16 protein-coding genes are annotated in these 16660 nt (G+C 62.0%); all 16 read right to left on the reverse strand.

The annotated features are described in order from the left end of the window. Positions 1 to 58: 58 nt before the first annotated feature. Complete coding sequence (gene fcl / locus K419_RS0110335) at positions 59 to 988, reverse strand: GDP-L-fucose synthase (RefSeq protein WP_026841518.1); 930 nt, start codon at positions 986 to 988, stop codon at positions 59 to 61. Positions 989 to 1013: 25 nt separating this feature from the next. Then, entirely contained in the window at positions 1014 to 2477 is a 1464-nt protein-coding gene (gene hldE, locus K419_RS0110340) for a bifunctional D-glycero-beta-D-manno-heptose-7-phosphate kinase/D-glycero-beta-D-manno-heptose 1-phosphate adenylyltransferase HldE (RefSeq protein WP_026841519.1), read from the reverse strand. A 200-nt stretch (positions 2478 to 2677) separates the two neighbouring features. Continuing rightward, complete coding sequence (locus tag K419_RS0110345) at positions 2678 to 3043, reverse strand: four helix bundle protein (protein WP_026841520.1); 366 nt, start codon at positions 3041 to 3043, stop codon at positions 2678 to 2680. Between the two features lie 137 nt (positions 3044 to 3180). Beyond that, positions 3181 to 4128, reverse strand: a complete 948-nt coding sequence (locus K419_RS0110350; RefSeq protein WP_026841521.1) for a hypothetical protein — start codon at positions 4126 to 4128, stop codon at positions 3181 to 3183. Positions 4129 to 4214: 86 nt separating this feature from the next. Further along, entirely contained in the window at positions 4215 to 5225 is a 1011-nt protein-coding gene (locus K419_RS0110355) for an NAD-dependent epimerase (RefSeq protein WP_026841522.1), read from the reverse strand. 30 nt (positions 5226 to 5255) lie between these two features. Next, the gene (locus tag K419_RS0110360; RefSeq protein ID WP_026841523.1) at positions 5256 to 6251 is read right to left on the reverse strand and encodes a glycosyltransferase family 9 protein; all 996 of its coding nucleotides are present in this window, start codon (positions 6249 to 6251) and stop codon (positions 5256 to 5258) included. Further along, entirely contained in the window at positions 6248 to 7201 is a 954-nt protein-coding gene (locus K419_RS21925; protein WP_051292977.1) for a glycosyltransferase, read from the reverse strand. The genes K419_RS0110360 and K419_RS21925 overlap by 4 nt, the downstream gene beginning before the upstream one ends. Before the next feature lie 3 nt (positions 7202 to 7204). Beyond that, positions 7205 to 8413 (reverse strand): DegT/DnrJ/EryC1/StrS family aminotransferase, encoded by a 1209-nt coding sequence (locus K419_RS0110370; RefSeq protein ID WP_026841524.1) that lies wholly within the window; start codon positions 8411 to 8413, stop codon positions 7205 to 7207. After that, on the reverse strand, positions 8403 to 9053 hold the full coding sequence (locus K419_RS0110375; protein ID WP_026841525.1) for an acetyltransferase: 651 nt from the start codon (positions 9051 to 9053) through the stop codon (positions 8403 to 8405). The genes K419_RS0110370 and K419_RS0110375 overlap by 11 nt, the downstream gene beginning before the upstream one ends. 75 nt (positions 9054 to 9128) lie before the next feature. Next, a complete protein-coding gene (locus K419_RS21930; protein ID WP_051292979.1) occupies positions 9129 to 10079 on the reverse strand; it encodes a glycosyltransferase family 2 protein in 951 nt (316 codons plus the stop codon). Continuing rightward, the gene (locus tag K419_RS0110385; protein ID WP_026841526.1) at positions 10076 to 11014 is read right to left on the reverse strand and encodes a glycosyltransferase family 2 protein; all 939 of its coding nucleotides are present in this window, start codon (positions 11012 to 11014) and stop codon (positions 10076 to 10078) included. The genes K419_RS21930 and K419_RS0110385 overlap by 4 nt, the downstream gene beginning before the upstream one ends. Before the next feature lie 110 nt (positions 11015 to 11124). Then, a complete protein-coding gene (waaC, locus tag K419_RS0110390; protein ID WP_026841527.1) occupies positions 11125 to 12165 on the reverse strand; it encodes a lipopolysaccharide heptosyltransferase I in 1041 nt (346 codons plus the stop codon). Between the two features lie 31 nt (positions 12166 to 12196). Further along, on the reverse strand, positions 12197 to 13012 hold the full coding sequence (locus tag K419_RS0110395; RefSeq protein WP_156912202.1) for a glycosyltransferase family 2 protein: 816 nt from the start codon (positions 13010 to 13012) through the stop codon (positions 12197 to 12199). A 48-nt stretch (positions 13013 to 13060) separates the two neighbouring features. Then, on the reverse strand, positions 13061 to 14143 hold the full coding sequence (locus K419_RS0110400) for a glycosyltransferase family 9 protein (protein ID WP_026841529.1): 1083 nt from the start codon (positions 14141 to 14143) through the stop codon (positions 13061 to 13063). Positions 14144 to 14263: 120 nt separating this feature from the next. Next, positions 14264 to 15310 carry a tetraacyldisaccharide 4'-kinase gene (gene lpxK / locus K419_RS0110405; RefSeq protein WP_035497145.1) on the reverse strand — a complete coding sequence of 349 codons (1047 nt, stop codon included), beginning with the start codon at positions 15308 to 15310 and terminating at the stop codon, positions 14264 to 14266. Between the two features lie 25 nt (positions 15311 to 15335). Further along, positions 15336 to 16637 (reverse strand): 3-deoxy-D-manno-octulosonic acid transferase, encoded by a 1302-nt coding sequence (locus K419_RS0110410; protein ID WP_026841531.1) that lies wholly within the window; start codon positions 16635 to 16637, stop codon positions 15336 to 15338. Positions 16638 to 16660: the final 23 nt, after the last annotated feature.

The raw sequence follows: 16660 nt of genomic DNA on the forward strand, positions 1-16660 counted from the left end.
AAACCGTTACTTTTGGCACAAAGTTTGAAAAAGGATGCAAAACAGTGGTTGCAGCCGGTCAGCAGAGGTTAGCGAGGTACCAGGCGTAGGTGTCACGGAGCCCCTGCATGAGCTCGATGCCGTGCCTCCAGCCAAGCTGGTGGATGCGGCTTACGTCGCTGAGTTTTCGGGGAGTGCCGTCCGGTTTGGAGCTGTCGAAGACGATCTCCCCGGTGAAGCCGACCACCTCCCGGATCTTTTCGGCCAGCTCCCGAATCGTCAGTTCCTGCCCGCTCCCTATGTTCACCGGCTCCCATCCCTCGTAGCGCTCCATGAGAAAGAGCGACGCCCGCGCCACGTCGTCCACGTGGACGAACTCGCGGTAAGGGGTGCCGCTCCCCCAGACGGTGACGCTCGGGCTGCCGGAGACCTTCGCCTCGTGGAACTTCCTCATCAGCGCCGGGAGCACGTGCGACGAGTCGAGGTCGAAGTTGTCGTTGGGGCCGTAGAGGTTCGTCGGCATGGCGCTGATGAAGCGGGTGCCGTACTGGCGGTTGTAGGACTGGCACAGCTTGATTCCCGCTATCTTGGCGATGGCGTAAGGCTCGTTGGTCGGCTCCAGCGGACCGGTCAGAAGCGCCTCCTCCCGAATCGGCTGCGGCGCGAGCCTCGGATAGATGCAGGTGGAGCCCAAAAGCAAAAGCTTGGCGACCCCGTTCAGGTAGGCGGAGTGGATCACGTTGTTCTGGATCATCAGATTGTCGTAGATGAAGTCGGCCGGGAAGCTGTTGTTGGCCGCGATCCCGCCCACCTTGGCCGCGGCGAGAAAAACGTATTCCGGGCGCTCCGCCTGGAACAAGGCCAGCGTATCAGCCTGGTTGCGCAGGTCGAGCTCGCGGCTTTCGCGCAGCAACAGGTTTCCGTAGCCAAGGCGAGCGAGTTCCCGCACCAGAGCGGAGCCGACCAGGCCGCGGTGGCCGGCGACGTAGATTTTCGCGTCTTTATCCATCGCTTCTATCCCCCTCCCCCCACTCTCAATACGAGGAAAGGATCTTCTCGATGATGCGGCTCGTGGACCTGCCGTCGACAAACTGGATCAGCTCCACGCGTCCCCCGCGGGCCTCCACCACCTCGCGCCCGACCACCCCTTCGATGCTGTAGTCGCCGCCTTTCACCAGGATGTCCGGCGCAAGCGTCTCGATTACCTTCAAGGGGGTGTCCTCGTCGAAGAGCACCACGTAGTCGATGCAGTCCAGCGCCGCCAGGATGTGGGCCCGCTCCGTCTCCTCGATGAGGGGGCGCTTCTCCCCCTTGAGGCGGCGGACCGAGGCGTCGGTATTTAGCCCCACCACCAGGATGTCCCCGAGCCCTCTCGCCTTTTGCAGGTACTTCACGTGCCCGACATGCAAAAGGTCGAAACAGCCGTTGGTAAAGACCACCTTCTTGCCGCGCGAGTGTTCGCGGGCTATGGCGTGCGCCAGGACGTCCAGGTTCTTGATCTTGGAGTCGCTGTCCTTAGCACCGTGCCCCACCTCCGCGACGATCTCCTGCGGGGCGACCGTCGAGGTACCGAGTTTGCCGACCGCGATCCCAGCCGCCACGTTGGCGATCCAGGCGGCGTCCGCCATGGCGAGGCCGCAGGCAAGCCCCAGCGAAAGGACCGAGATCACCGTGTCCCCGGCGCCGGTCACGTCGAACACCTCGCGGGCCACGGTCGGGATATGAACCGCCCCCCCGGCCGCCGGGAAGAGCGACATCCCGGCCTCGCTGCGCGTGATGAGAAGCGCGTCCAGCTCCAGGCAGGACAAAAGCCCGCTCGCTGCGCACTGCAGCGACTCCTGGTCCGTGATGGCTACCCCCGAGGCGATTTCCGCCTCCTTGCGGTTCGGGGTCAGTATGGTGGCGCCGCGGTACTTGCCGTAGTCGTTTCCCTTGGGGTCGACCACCACCGGGATCCCCAGTTCCCTGCCGCTGCGGCAGACCGCCGAAAGGACCGCCGGGGTCAGGACACCTTTCAGGTAATCCGAGACCACGATCACGTCGAAGTCGCCGCTTCGGGCGGCCAGGTAGTCGATAATCCCCTGTTCGCTGGCGGCTGCTATGGACGACTTCGTCTCCCGGTCTATCCTGACGATCTGCTGGTTCGCCGCGAGCACGCGCGTCTTCTTGCTGGTCCTTCTCTCGCCTTCCTCGAAGAGCCCTTCCAGTCCCGCCCCTTTCTCCTCCAGGGCGCGGCGCAGGAGCGCTCCGTTCTCGTCGCTCCCTATCACCGAGCAGACGCTGACCTGGCATCCCAGGGCGGCGAGGTTATTCACCACGTTGCCGGCGCCGCCGAGACGGAGGTCTTCTCTGGCCACCTCCACCACCTGCACCGGGGCCTCCGGCGAGATCCGTTCCGCCCGTCCCCAGAGGTACTCGTCCAGCATCAGGTCGCCGACAACCAGGGCCCGGATCGAAGCGGCCCGCTCGAAAAAGGATTCTACTTCCCTACGTTCCACAAAACCTCCAGAAACCCGTTCAAGGTTCAATGTTCAATGTTCGACAGACAGGTAAGGCTAAAGGTCATATCTGTCTTACTATCTGACTTTGTCCTGAAAACCGCTCAAGGTTCAACTTCAATGTTTGACGAATGACTTAGGCTAAAAGCCATTGTGTGCCCTTACGATCCGACTTCGTCCGCAACTTAGGTTACAGAGGGTTATGCCTTACGTTCCGATGCCTTCAGGAACCTTATGAACCCGTTTAAGATGTTGCTGATCTTGTTACAACGCGCGATTACCGCCTCAAAGGCGGCATGATCGAAATATCCGATGTCGAGAGCTGCATAGGTCAGGCTTTTCACCTCGGAGAGGGAACCGCGAGAGACTACAAGGTACTGCACGAACTCCCTGTTGCTGCCTCGGTCGGAACCTTCTGCAATGTTCGACATGACCGAAACCGTGGCACGCTGGATCTGGTCTTTAAACCCATAATCCCTGCAATTGTCGAGTAGTTTATATACCTCACTCACCAACAAACGAGCTTCTTTCCAAGAGTCAACGTCCTCAAAGCGCTCGATTTTCACGTCACCCCCCCGGAACAATAAAAGCACACAGAAGCTGAACGTAGAACATTGGAACAGGTTTGCTTCAGATTCTCCCGTCACGCATCATGCGACAATATAAAGGAGGAACAATCTGAACGTTGAACCTTGAACGGGTTCTAGATCCTATCCAGTATCCCCGCAGCCAGAAGGGGGATCATGATCTCGTGGTGGCCGGTGACGGTGTAGCCGCGGCTCTCACCGGAGGTGGGACGCTTCACCACGTTGGTGAGAGGACGGTAGTGCTGCTGCATGTCGAAATTCGCGGTGGTGAAGTGATCGACGTGATGCCCCAGGTTCTGCGCTATGGAGAGCGCCTTCAAAAACACCTCGGGAAGGAGCACCGCGCTCCCGATGTTCAGATAGACCCCGCCGTCGCCAAGCTCGGAAACGACGGAGGCGAAGGTGCGGAAATCGGTGAAGCTGGCCGCCCCCAGCACCGCCCCGTCGGCGGAGGGGTGCTGGTGCGTGATGTCGGTGCCGATGGCGACGTGCACGGTGACGGGGATGCCGTTCTTGACGCAGGCGGCCATGAGGCTCTGCTCGCGGTAGGGGAGCTCGCGCTCCAGGATCATCCTTCCTAGCGACTCCCCGTGCCCCAGCCCCTGGGCCACCCCCTCTTTGAGCGCCTCGTTGATCTGACTCCCGGTCTCCTCGGCCATGCCGAAATTCCCCGCGTGGAGCACGGCCCCCACGTCCTCGCTGGTGGCGCCGATGAGCGCGATCTCGAAGTCGTGGATGGAACCGGCACCGTTGAGGGCCACGGCGGTAACGACGCCCGCCTCGATCAACGATTTGAGCACCGGTTGCAGTCCGCACTTGATGACGTGCCCCCCCATCGCCATCACCACCGGCTTTCCCTTCTTGCGCGCAGCAACCACCGCATCGATGACGCGATTGAGGGACAGGGAGCCCAACTGGTTCGGCATGGCCGCCAAGAGGTCGGCTACGGTCATCCCCGGCCGCACCGGCAGGGCGAAGTCGTCCTTGACGTTCATCTTGTTCTTCCGCGTGGCGAGGGGGTAGGTGCTGACACCTGAGAAATCGAGCGGGCGGTATTTCTTCACGAGCTATCCTTTTCGCATTTTAGCGCCGGCTGCCAACTCCGGAACTTCGGCTGGCCATCGAACGCGCCCCTGGGAGAATGCCCCTTCTAGACCTTGTAGAAATCCCGGTACCAGGCGACGAAGCGGGCTATGCCGTCCTCGATGGAGGTGGCCGGCTTGAAGCCGACGTCCCGCATCAGGTCGTCCACGTCGGCGTAGGTCGCCGGGACGTCGCCGGCCTGGATCGGGAGCAGGTTCTTCTGCGCCTCTTTCCCCAGCGCCTTTTCCAGCACCTCGATGAAGCGCAAGAGCTCCACCGGGTTGTTGTTCCCGATGTTGTAGATCTTGTAAGGGGCGTAGCTCGTCCCCGGATCCGGGTTCGCCCCGCTCCAGCCGGCTTCGCCGGGAGGAACGCTGTCGATCACGCGGCTTACGCCTTCCACGATGTCGTCGATGAAGGTGAAGTCGCGCTGCATCTTCCCGTAGTTGAAGACGTCGATCGGCTTCCCCTCCAGGATCGCCTTGGTGAAGAGGAACAGCGCCATGTCGGGACGCCCCCACGGTCCATAGACGGTGAAAAAGCGCAGCCCCGTGGTGGGGAGCCCGTACAGGCTGGAATAGGTGTGTGCCATCAGTTCGTTCGCCTTCTTGGTGGCGGCGTAGAGCGAGACCGGATGGTCCACGTTGTGGTGCACCGAGAAGGGCATCGTGGCGTTGGCGCCGTAGACCGAGGAGGACGAGGCGTAGACCAGGTGCTTCACCTTGTTGTGGCGGCATCCCTCCAGGATGTTGATGAAGCCTGAGATGTTGCTGTCGATGTAGGCGTAGGGGTTCTGGATCGAGTAACGTACCCCGGCCTGGGCGGCGAGGTTCACCACGGAATCGAACTTCTCTGCGGCGAAGAGGCGGGCTATCCCCTCCCGGTCCTCAAGGTTCATCCGCACGAAGCGGAAGCCAGGCTTTCCTTCCAGCCGCGCCAGCCTCCCCTCTTTCAGGCTCACTTCATAATAGTCGTTCAGGTTGTCGAGGCCGACCACCTCGCATCCCTTGGCGAGGAGCCTGTGGGAAAGGTGCGAGCCTATGAAACCCGCTGCGCCGGTAACAAGTATCTTTGTCATCTGACCTCCCAGGATTCTAAAAAAGATATCTTAAGCGGAGTCGCCACTTTGCAACATTTCCTTCACTGCCGACAGCACCTCTTCCGGAGTTATCCCCTCCATGCACGCCAGGTACCTGCCGTTATCGCATTTGCGGCTGCGGCATGGGACACAATCCACATCATGCGCCTGCATCACCCTGTGTCCGCTGCCAACCGGCCCCGTCCTGAGTGGGTCGGCAGCGCCGAAAAGCGCCAGCACCTTGGTGCCTACCGCGGTGCTCACGTGCATCGGTCCTGTGTCCCCCGTCACCAGCAAATCGCACTTTTGCAGCACGGCGCCCAGTTGCAGCAGGGTGGTGGTTCCGGTCAGCACGACAGGCTCGGAGCCAGCTCCCGCCAGGATCGCTTGGGCCAAAGGTGTGTCTTCGCTTCCGCCAATGATCAGCACCTTCGCCCCCAGCTCCCCGGCCAGCAGATCGCACAGCCTTGCGAAGTTCGTCGTGCTCCAACGGTTCACCGGATGGCTTGCGCCCGGGTTGATCGCTATCACCGGTTGCTTCTGCGCGCCCAAGGAGGCAAGGAGTTCTTCGGCGTAGCGCTTGTCGTCCGTTCCCGTGTAGAGCTCCAAAGTGGTGTCGCAGGCAAGGGGGTCGATTCCCAACGGACGCAGAACCTCCAGGTGGTTGACCACGGCATGCTGCGCGTTTTTCTTGTGGTAGATCAGGACGCGGCAGGGGAACGCCGCGGAAGCCAGCACCCAGGCCTTCAGGTTGCTCCGCTGGTAGTTCAGCACCAGGTCGTACTTCTCCTCCCTGAGCCGGCTCCAGAGCCTGAGTACCCCGCCCCAACTGCGCTGTTCCCCCCTCTTGTCAAAGATGACCGTGTCGTACACCATCGGGTTGTGCGCGAAGAGCGAGGCGGTGAACCGGGAGCTGACTAAAACGGTGATCCTGGCCTGCGGGTAACGCCTGTGCAGCGCCCGCAGTACAGGTGTTAGTTGCAAAAGGTCGCCGATGGCGCCCGGCTTGATGAGGAGTATTCTCATGGCTTCCCGTTCCCTTCGTTGCCGGTGCGTAGGTTTCCACCGTGCGCTCCCCCGCGAATGACCGTCTTCCAAAGCAGCTTGGTCAGAACCCGCCGGTACAGCTTCAGGTAGAGTGGGGCTGCCTCCAGAGCCCTGGCAACCTGCTTTAACGCCCCCTTGGCATCGCCGCTCTCGGCCATGGCGTACGCCAACTCGTACTCCAGCATGGCGATCTTCCTTCCCATCGACTTGCCGTGTCTGAACCCGAGTTCCCTGTTGACCACCGTCATGGCAAGCACCGTCTGGCGCATGTTGTCGTGCGTTTTCCTTTGGGACCAGACCCCGCCCTGGTGCACTCGGTACGAAGCCAGTATCTCGTCCAGGTAGGCGTAAAGGCCGTGCTCCGCGTTCAACACGTGCAGGGGCCAGTCCCCCATGGGGAGGTCGTAGAACCATTTTGGGAAGTCGCCGAACAGGCCGTTTCGAAACACTGTCGAGCAGGTCGGGATGAAAAAGTCGGAGGCTATGTCGCGTTGATCAAAAAGCATCTTGAGGGGCTTGCGGTGAAAAAGGTGCGGCTCGCGCCCGTCGCCGTAGACCACCTCAACGTTGTGAAAGCAGGCGGCGCATTCCGGATTGGCGTCCAGAAAATCGACCTGCCTTTGCAGCTTATTGCGCGACGTCCAGAAGTCGTCCCCCTCCAGGATGGCGACGTACTCGCCGCGGCACTCCTTGCAGGTGGCTGCGAAGTTCCTGATCATCCCCAGGTTCTTCTCGGGCAAAAGCAGGCGTATCCGGTCTGGGTGCCTTTCCTGGTACTCCATGAGGATGTCACGCGTCTCGTCTGTCGAGCAGTCCTCACCGACGACGATCTCGTAGTCGAATCCCACCTGTTGCATAAGCACGCTCTCCAGGGCCTGCGCAATGAAGGGGGCGTGGTTGTAGGTGATCATGAGGACGCTTAGTTTCATCGGTTATCCCTGCACCTGCAGCATGTGGCGGAGTTTCTTGCCGTTTGTCACCGCTAGCCTGATCACGCCGCAGATGGCGTCGATCGCTGCCGGCCCCACAGAGGTGCCATTGGGAAGCGACATCACCCGGTCGGCAAGCCTTTCCGTGTTGGGAAGTAGCAGCCCCGCATGGGGGAAATAGGAGCAGTAAGGCTCCATCTGGTGGCAGCCCGGGTAGAAGTAGCGCCGCGCCAGAACGTTCTCCTTGTGCAGCACGTCCACCAGCTGGTCCCGGCTCACCCCCGCTAGGTCCTCGTCAATCTCCGCCACTATGTACTGGTAGTTGCATTTCTCGGCGCCGTCGTAGTCGATCAGACGCACGCCCCTAAGGCCGGCGAGCCTCTCACGGTAAAGCTCGTAATTGCGACGGTTCACGTCGATGAAACCCTCCAGCCCTTCCAGCGAGGTGAGCCCCATGGCGGCAGACATCTCACTCATCTTGCCGTTGGTCCCGATGTAGTCCACGTTATCATAGCCGGCGAATCCGAAGTTTTTCATGCGGCGGATCTTGACCGCGAGGTCGTCGTCGTTGGTGGCCACTGCTCCGCCCTCGAAGGTATTGAAGAACTTGGTGGCGTGAAAACTGAAGACTTCGGCGTCGCCGAAGCTACCGATCATCTGACCTTTGTGGGAACAGGCGAAGGCATGGGCGGCGTCGAAGATAAGCTTCAGGCCGCGCCGGTTTGCTATCGCCGTCAGCTCCTCGATCGCGCACGGCCTTCCCCAAACGTGGACCGCGAGGATCCCGGTGGTGCGTGGGGTGATCATTTTTTCCACGCAGAGGGGATCGAGGTTGTGCGTAGTCGGGTCTATGTCGCAAAAGACCGGGGTGATCTGCTGCCACTGCAGGGAGTGCGGTGTGGCAACGAAGGTGAAAGAGGGAACTATCACCTCGCCCGTCATCCCCACCCCGCGGATCGCTATCTCCAAGGCGACGGTTGCGTTGCACATGGCGATGCAGTGCTTGACGCCGATGTATTCCGCCATCCTTTTCTCGAACTCCTGGACGTACTTGCCGTTGTTGGTGAACCAGCGCCTCTCCAGGATGTCGTTGACCCGCGCCAGGAAGTCCTCGCTATTGCCGACGTTGGGACGGCCGACCACCTGCGCTTCGTTGAAAATAGGCTTGCCGGTGAATATCCCCAGCTCGTCTACAGTGTTCTTAGCTTTCATCCGTCAACCTCTTCATCACCCGGGCCGGCACGCCGTAGGCAAGCACGCCGCCAGGAACATCTTCAACCACGACGGAACCTGCACCGATCATGGAGCCCGCGCCGATCGTCAGGCCATCCGCAACACTCGATCCGATCCCCACCCATGTCCCCCTGCCGACGCGGACCCTCCCGGCCAGGCGCACGCCCGGGCAGATGTGCGCGCCGTCGGCGATCAAGCACTCGTGGTCCACGCTGGCACAGGTGTTGACTATCACGTTTTCGCCGATAACCGCACCGGGATTGATCACCGCCCCGGCGACGACGACCGTCCCTGCGCCTACCAGGGCGTCAGCGGCGACCGTGGCGCTCGGGTGTATCGCCTTCCCCAGCGCATACCCATAGCCGCGAGCCACCTCCGCCAGCCTAAGCCGCGCCTCGCAATTGCCGAAACCGAAAACCAGGTGCTCCACCCCTTCGCGCCTCAACTCCAGGAGAACCTCACGTCTTCCAAAAACCGGGAATCCGCAAAACGTCCTTCCAGGCAGTTCCGGGTTATAGTCGTCCAGGAAGCCGACTATTTCGTACTCCCTGCCGAGCGTCAGGGCATCGGCTACGACCATGGCGTGGCCAGAGGCTCCCCAAATGATGATTTTTTTCATAGCGGTCCACTTCCTGCCGTTTTTCCATCCTGTGAGAGCCACTGAGATTATCGTTTTCTCAAGACGTGCCTTTTTCTACCTCAGCCCTCGAATGCGCGCGCGGCAAGAAAACTTCCAAAACGGGTTCAGCAGCTTGTACAGGGGGATCTGCAAAAAGAACTTCCCCTGCGGCAGGCGGCGCGAGATCCTCGCCAGAGCAGCTTCCCTGCTGATGAGCCTGCTTTTGTACCCCTTCCATATGCGGTACAGCTGGTTGTACGCCAGGAACCGTCCCGCCGGTGTACTCGCAGATAGCTGCGCCTGCGGGCCATATTCGTCCAGCAGGGCGAGCATCTCCTCGACGTGCACCAAGTTCCGCACGTTCTTCCGCGTCTGCTGCTCGCCGTGCACCCGGAAGGAAGCCAAAGGCTCGTCCAGATAGGCGAGGCTCCCCTGGGCCAGCAGGTGGAACCACATCTCCAGGTCCACCAGTTGGTTGTACCTGCTGTTGAACCCCCGCGCCCCCTGGCTTTTCCTGAACATTGCCACGGAGGGCTCACCAATCAGGTTCTTCTGGGTGTACAGGCAAAGGTTCATCATCTCGGTGCCGCTTAGCTCCAGATGCGCCGGCAGGGAACTGAGCACCTTGATCACCTGGGAGTGCTCGTCGATGATGTTCCGTGCGCTCGCCACCAGCGACACGGCGGGGTGACGGTCTAGGACCTGCACCATCTTATGCAACGCTTCGGGCGAACAGTGGAGGTCGTCGCAGAGCAGGAACTTGATGTAATCCCCGCGCGCAGCATTCAGGCAGGTGTTCCAGTTCTGCACCATGCCGAGATTTTCCTGGTGCACCCAGGTGATGATGCGCGCATCCTGTGCCGCGTACTGCGCTGCAATCCGGCTGCTTTGGTCGCTGGAGCAGTCGTCGAGGATCAGGAGCTCGTAGTCGGTGAAGCTCTGTGCCAGCACGGACTCGATCGCTTCGGCCAGAAAGGCCGCGCAATTGTAGGACGGTATACAGACGGTGACCCGCGGCGGACTCATGAGCCGGCTCTTCCCGTCCTGCTCACAATCTCGGCATCTCCAATTTTCAGGTGGCCGACCACCTCTTTTCGCAGCCTGCGCACCTCGCCCAGCAGCTGCAGTGCCCGGTAGAAGGCCTTGTAGTAGGTGAAATCGAGCCAGAGAAAGCTCACCGCCAGCCGCAGCAGGACGTGCAGGCAGTGCCTGAAGAGAAAGGGGCCATCGGTCAGGTTTATCCAGTGAAAGAGAAAGCGGTTACGGAAGTACACGGTCCTTTTCACGTTTTTCTTGGTTTTGCCGATGGTAGCGCTCGAATAGTGCCAGACGGTGGTTGCAGGATCGTAGAGACTTTTCCACCCCCGCTTCCAGGCCCGGTAGGAGAGGTCCACGTCCTCGAAAAGGTACGGGGAGTAGATCTCGGCGTAACCTCCCAGCGTCCGGAACATCTCCATGCGGTACGCGACGCAGGCCCCCACCGCGTACATGTTCTCCCGGACGGGGTGGGTTTCCCCTATCGGCGCGAAGCCCCCTTTGAGGAAACCCTTGCCGTACAGGCCGACGACCACCCCCTGGTTCCGCCCTTCGCGCTCGGCCAATATCGTGGGAGTGACGGCAAAAACATCGGCGTCGTCGAAGTGCTTCAGCAAGGGGGCGATGAAGTCGACACTCACCTCGACATCGCTGTTTATGCAAAATGCCACGGGATGCCTGACGGCGGCCATGCCGACGTTGCAGGTCTTGGAAAAACCGGCGTTGACGGCATTGACGATCAGTTTCGCCATCGGGAATGCGTCGCGTATAAATGCGCAACTGCCGTCCGTGCTGCAATCGTCGACGATGATCAACTCGGACTCCCCCCCCCAATGCTCCATTGCTGCCACGATGGAGGGGAGGTTGGCCCGTAGCAGGCTTTCACCGTTGTAATTCGGGATTACTATGCTGATCGCTGAAACCATGTTTTCCTTAACGGGTGACTAAAAAGGATTTGGGCATGCTTTCGCTGCACCGAAAGATGAGCGCTCAGGCCGTGGCAACGGCTGCTCTCCTGCCGATGCAGTCGGCTTCGTCAGGAGAGCAGCCTGACGATCCCGGCAAGCACCGCCTCCACCTTGATGGAATCGCTGCACTGGGTGTCCTTGTCGCACTTGGTCCGGAAACATTTGGTGCAGTGCATGGGCGACTGCAGCACCACGTGCCGCTCCCCGAGAGGGCCGCTTCTTTTGCCGTCGCTCGCCCGGTAAAAGGAGACGGTGGGGGTCCCTACTGCGGCCGCCAGGTGCACCGGTCCGGTATCGCCCCCGACCACCAGGTCGACCTTCTTCAAGAGAGCGGTGAGCCCCTTAAGCGAGTAGCGGTCGAGAACCCTGCTCCCGGCCCCTATTTCCGCGGCGATCCCGGCCACAGCGGCGCGCTCCCCTTCATTGCCCCAGGGGAACAGAATGGAGGCGTCCGGGAACTGCTCCAATACCTCCCGCCCGAGGGCTACCCAGCTCTTCTTGCTCCAGAACTTGGTCTGCCAGGTGGTGCCGTACTGGAACAGGAACACCAGCCCGTCGGAGAGGGTCGCCAGGAGCGCTTCAGCGTTGGCGTCGTCCTCGGCCGAGGTGGCGATGCTCGACCGGAGCGTCATCTGGCTGAAATCCTTGCCGAAAGGGACGGAGACCAGGCGCAGGCATTTCTGGGTGACGTGGTAGTCCTGACGCCGCATCGGTATTCTGCGGGTGGTAAAGAGGGAATTCACCGACTCCTGCAGTTCGGGTGAATCGAACCCGATCCGGTCAGCCGCCCCAGAGAGCCAGCAGATCAGGCCGCTCTTCAGGTTCCCCTGGATGTCGAAGACGAAGGCGTATTCGCGCTCCCGCAGTGCCTCCTTCAACCGGGCCACCTCGCTCCAGTGGGCGGGGAGAAAGGGGCGCTTGCGCCACGCCTTGGTCCGCACCGTGTGCAGCTGGGCTATGAGCGGGTTTCCTTCCAAAAGTTCCCGGAACGGCTCTTCCACCACCCAGTCGATCTCGATGCCGGGGGAGGCCTGCCTCAGGTAGTCAAGAACCGGCAGGGCGCTGATGATGTCGCCAAGCGCCGACGCCTTGATGATCAGTACACGCATAAACTCTTCTCTTTCTCTTCAGGTTACTCGGTTATCCCGCCTGTCCGCCGAGCCCGCCGCGGCTTTTGCGCTGGATTTCGTAAAGCTTCATGTACTTCATGAAGGTCCCCAGCGCGCCCATGGCCGAGATGACGAACCCATGCACCCCCTCGAGGAACCCCAGCCGTATCAGGTAACGGGTCAGGAAGGTCGCCACGGGGCGGACGGTCACGTGATGCCAGCTGGTTCTTCTGCCGCGGGCGAAGTAATCGGCTGCCGAAAGGTCGGAGTAGCGCGCGGTGCGCAGGAAGTAGGTGTAGAGGTCCAGGTCCTGCTCGTGCAGTATCTCGCCGGCGAGCTTGCCGGTCGCGCCTTGCGTGATGAACCGCTCGTGCACGTTGCCGTCGCTCCATCTCCCGTTGACCCGGCAGTAAAGCCTCGGCTTGTAGTCCGGGTAGAGGGAGGCGTGCTTGATCCACTTCCCCCAAAAGCGCGTCTTGCGCTTGAACTCGAAACAGCCGTAGCGGGCCAGGTCCTCTTCTTTCAGGGCCAGTATCGCGTCCCGCATCTGGTCCGAAACCCTCTCGTCGGCGTCGAGTTCCAGCACCCAGTCGTTTCGCACCAGCGACATGGCGTAGCTCTTCTGGTCCTTGAATCCCGTGAAGCGGTGCTGATGCAACGTTACGCCATGGGAGCGGCAGATATCGGGGGTGCTGTCCGTGCTGAAATCGTCGACGACCACTATCTCGTCCAGAAAGGAAAGCGAGGCAAGGCAGGCCCCAATTTTCGCCTCCTCGTTTTTGGTGATGACGAAGGCAGAGATGGGGACCCTTTTGCCGGACTGGACCATAGCGTTACCTGATGACACTGAAATACCTCGTAGATGTTTCCCGCAAGAGCGAGCTCTCAGCGCCCGCTAGCGCCCTTCCCACAAAACAGCGACCTCGCCCATCACTTCATCGACGGTGATCGCCTCTACGCACTCCGGCTTCATCCTTGCCGAGGGCTTGCATTCTTCGAAGAACTTCTGCCGGCAAGGGCTGCAGGGGTACTTGCGGTAGATCACCCTGCAACGGGCTCCCCAGGGGCCGAACTTCACCGGCGACTGGGGCCCGAAAAGCGCCACCAGCGGCACCTGGAGCGACGCCCCCAGGTGCATGATGCCGCTGTCGTTGCACACAAGCATGTTGCAGCGCGACAAGATGGCCATGGTTTGGCGCAGCGTAGTGGCGCCTACGGCCTCCAGCGGCGTTACCGGGAGCGCCGCCCGGATCGGGACCAGCGCCTCGCGGTCTCTTGGCCCCCCAAGAAAAAGTATGCGGGCGCCGTAACGCTCCTGGAGGAGCCGCGCCAGTTCGATGAAGTTGTCGAGATGCCATCCGCGGGTCTCGTTGGCGGCAAAGGGGTGTATGGCGATAACCTTCTCGCCCGGGTCGACACCTCTCTCCTTGAAGAAGCCGTCGGCGAACGCCTGCTCCTCGTGGGAGAGCCAGGCTTCCAGGTAGTCGTCGGTTACCGGCACCCCGTCCGCGCGAAGAACGTCGAGAAAGTTTTGCACCTCATGCTGGCCGTGGTTGTACGGCACCCCCTTGGTGAGCAAGAAGCGGCGCCCCTCGGTAGAGAAACCCACCCTGGAGCGCGCGCCGGAAAGAAGCCCGATCACCGCGCTGCCGAACGAGCGTTTCAGCACGTAGACCTTGTCAAAACGACGGGACCGCAGTTGCCGGATAAAACCCAGCTTGTCCCCCATGGTCTTGTGGGTGGAGCGGCTGTCCGCATGTATGGTCGGGGGATCCCAGAAGATCAATTCGTCGACGTACGGTATCCCGTCGGCCACCTCGGCCGACCCCGGGGCCAGCACCCAGGCGATATGGGCGTCCGGCTCCGCCTTTCTGAGATTCCTCAGGAAAGGTATGGTGAGGATGGTGTCCCCGATGAACCGGTAGCGCAGCACCAAGATCCTTTTGCCGCCGCGCCTTTCACTCTGTGAGGCAAACATCAACGCTCCTTATCCACCGCGCACGCCTCGCCGCTGCCGGCGGGTGCCCCGTTGTCTTCTTCATCGATAGCTCCGGCAGGTCGGCAGGCTGGGCAGATCACGATCCGCAGCCAATCGCAGCTAAGCGGCACAGATCCTCTCCAGCATCTCTTGCAAAAGCGTTGCATCGAGAAGCTCCAGATCGAGCCGCGCGACGTAGACGGTCCCCAGTTGGTCCATGAAGGGGGCGAGCTTCACCGCGTCCTTCTCCGTCGTCACCATGAAAGCCGACCTCGACGCCTTCTTCAGGCGCAAAACGGCCGCAATTTCGGCGTCACCATAGCAGATGTGGTCCGAAAAAGCGAGGGTGGTCACCAGTTGCACCCCCTCCTTTTCCAGGCTGTCGAAGAACCCTGCCGGGTCGGCAATGCCGGCAAAGGCCATGCAGCGCTCCCCCTTCAGAGCGGAGAAAGCCAGCGGCTCCCCCCCTTGCAGAGGAGCGCAGCCGTTCAGCCGGTGCAGCGAGCGGCAAGAAGGCGTGGCGAGGTTCGCGAGCTGCGGGGCGCTCTCGGGCTGGCAGCGGGTAAAGAGGACCAGGTCGGCGCGCCCGATGGCACTCTTGGGTTCCCGCAGGTACCCGGCCGGAAGCACCCGGTCGTTGCCGAAGGGTCGCCTGCAGTCGAGAAGCAGCAGGTTCAGGTCGCGCTTGAGCTTCAGGTGCTGGAAGCCGTCGTCCAGGATGAAGACGTCCGGGTTCAGCTCCTTGAGCGCCAGAAGCCCCGCCCGGTAGCGGTCCGCCCCGGTCACCACCATGAGCCCCGGCACCTTGCGCGCCAAAAGGCAGGGCTCGTCCCCCGCCTCGATCGGCCCCACGAGGAGGTTATTGCCGTCGCTTACGATGCGCAGCTCTCCTTCCGCGCTCCCGCCGTAACCGCGCGAGAGAACGGCGACCCTCTTGCCGCGCCCGATGAGGTAGGAGGCGAGCCAGGCGACGGTCGGGGTCTTGCCGGTCCCCCCCAGGGTGACGTTCCCCACCGAGATGACCGGGCGCGGGAGCCGGTGCGACGGGATGAGGCCGGCCGCGTAGCCGAGCGCGCGGAGCCTCAACGCCAGGGCGTAGGGGAGCGAGGCCAAGCGCAGCCCGGCGAGAGCGAGCCGGTCCTTCCACCCGGCGCGCTTGCCGTCCATCAATTCCTTGAAATAGGATTCCAGATCAGCCACGGCTTCCCCCAAGGCTTGCCGCCATCGCGTCGAGGTGACGCGTGGTGGAGCCGGCGCTTTCGGCGAGGATCCCCGCGCCGTTGCGCCCCATCGTGTCCCGGCCGGCTGCGTCCCCGGAAAGAGATACCAGCTTCTCCCCCAGCTCGGCCGCTCCGGCGAGCTGAATGCCCGCTTCCTTGGCGAGGAAGGTGGCCGCAATCTCGCGGAAGTTCTCCATGTGCGGCCCGAAGAGGACCGGGATGCCGCAGGCCGCGGGCTCCAGCGGGTTGTGCCCTCCGGTAGGGACCAGCGAGCCCCCGACGAAAACGAGGTCCGAGGCGCCGTAAAGTCCCGCGAGTTCGCCGACCGTGTCCAGGATGAACACCTCCCCCGGCTGCTGGGGCGCGGGTTCCGCCTCCAGCTGCGAGCGGCGCCGGAAGCTGAAGCCGCTCTTTTTCACCTGTTCGGCGACGCCGGCGGCGCGCTCCGGGTGGCGCGGGGCGAGGACGAGGAAACTCTCCGGCCGCGCCGACAAGAGCATGCGGTACGCCTCCAGGACCAAGCCCTCCTCCCCCTCGTGGGTGCTGGCGGCGGTGAAGACGAAAGCCCCTTCGGGGATGCCGTACTTCGCCTTGATCCAGGACACCTCTCCCGGGTGCTTCGGCCGCAGCGGGATGTCGTACTTCAGGTTCCCCGCGACGTGGACCGTCTCAGGCCTCGCCCCTATGGCCTCGATGCGGCTTGCGTCCTCGGCGCTTTGCATGCAGAGGGCGGATAGCCTTTGCAGCACGGGGCGGAAGAACCATGAGAAACGGAGGTAGCGCGAAAGGGAGCGGTCGGAGATGCGGCCGTTGGCGAGGAGCACCGGGATGCCGAGCTTCCCTGCCTCCTTGATGAAGTTGGGCCAGATCTCGGTCTCCATGATGACTACGAGGTCGGGGCTCACCTTTTTCAGGACAGCGCGGACGGCGAAGGGGTAATCGAAGGGGAAATAGATGCAGAGATCGGCGGAGTTGCTTTTGAGGGCGACGCCGCGGCCGGTCTCGGTGACGTTGGTGATCACGACCCGGTGCTCCGGGAAGCGCGAGCGGATCCCCTTGAGGAGCGGTTGGGCGGCGAGGGTCTCCCCCACCGAGACGGCGTGGACCAGGATGGTCCTCTTGCCTTTGAGCGGCTCCAGCTCGGCTTCGGGGATGACCCCGAAGCGCTCCATGAAGGCGGTGCGCCTCCCCCGGCTCAAGGAGCGGTAGGCATGGTAGGGGACCAGCAAAGGCAGAAGCAGCCAGAGCAGCAGGTTGTAAATGAAGTCGATCATTGCAGCGAAACACCCTCTGGCAT

The sequence above is a fragment of the Citrifermentans bremense R1 genome (assembly GCF_000426865.1).
Lineage (GTDB): Bacteria > Desulfobacterota > Desulfuromonadia > Geobacterales > Geobacteraceae > Geomonas > Geomonas bremensis.

Coding starts and splice junctions, on each gene's coding strand:
- fcl (WP_026841518.1), bottom strand. CDS start 988: ATGGATAAAGACGCGAAAATCTACGTCGCCGGCCACCGCGGCCTGGTC.
- K419_RS0110355 (WP_026841522.1), bottom strand. CDS start 5,225: ATGACAAAGATACTTGTTACCGGCGCAGCGGGTTTCATAGGCTCGCAC.
- K419_RS0110360 (WP_026841523.1), bottom strand. CDS start 6,251: ATGAGAATACTCCTCATCAAGCCGGGCGCCATCGGCGACCTTTTGCAA.
- K419_RS21925 (WP_051292977.1), bottom strand. CDS start 7,201: ATGAAACTAAGCGTCCTCATGATCACCTACAACCACGCCCCCTTCATT.
- K419_RS0110370 (WP_026841524.1), bottom strand. CDS start 8,413: ATGAAAGCTAAGAACACTGTAGACGAGCTGGGGATATTCACCGGCAAG.
- K419_RS0110375 (WP_026841525.1), bottom strand. CDS start 9,053: ATGAAAAAAATCATCATTTGGGGAGCCTCTGGCCACGCCATGGTCGTA.
- K419_RS21930 (WP_051292979.1), bottom strand. CDS start 10,079: ATGAGTCCGCCGCGGGTCACCGTCTGTATACCGTCCTACAATTGCGCG.
- K419_RS0110385 (WP_026841526.1), bottom strand. CDS start 11,014: ATGGTTTCAGCGATCAGCATAGTAATCCCGAATTACAACGGTGAAAGC.
- waaC (WP_026841527.1), bottom strand. CDS start 12,165: ATGCGTGTACTGATCATCAAGGCGTCGGCGCTTGGCGACATCATCAGC.
- K419_RS0110400 (WP_026841529.1), bottom strand. CDS start 14,143: ATGTTTGCCTCACAGAGTGAAAGGCGCGGCGGCAAAAGGATCTTGGTG.
- lpxK (WP_035497145.1), bottom strand. CDS start 15,310: ATGGACGGCAAGCGCGCCGGGTGGAAGGACCGGCTCGCTCTCGCCGGG.
- K419_RS0110410 (WP_026841531.1), bottom strand. CDS start 16,637: ATGATCGACTTCATTTACAACCTGCTGCTCTGGCTGCTTCTGCCTTTG.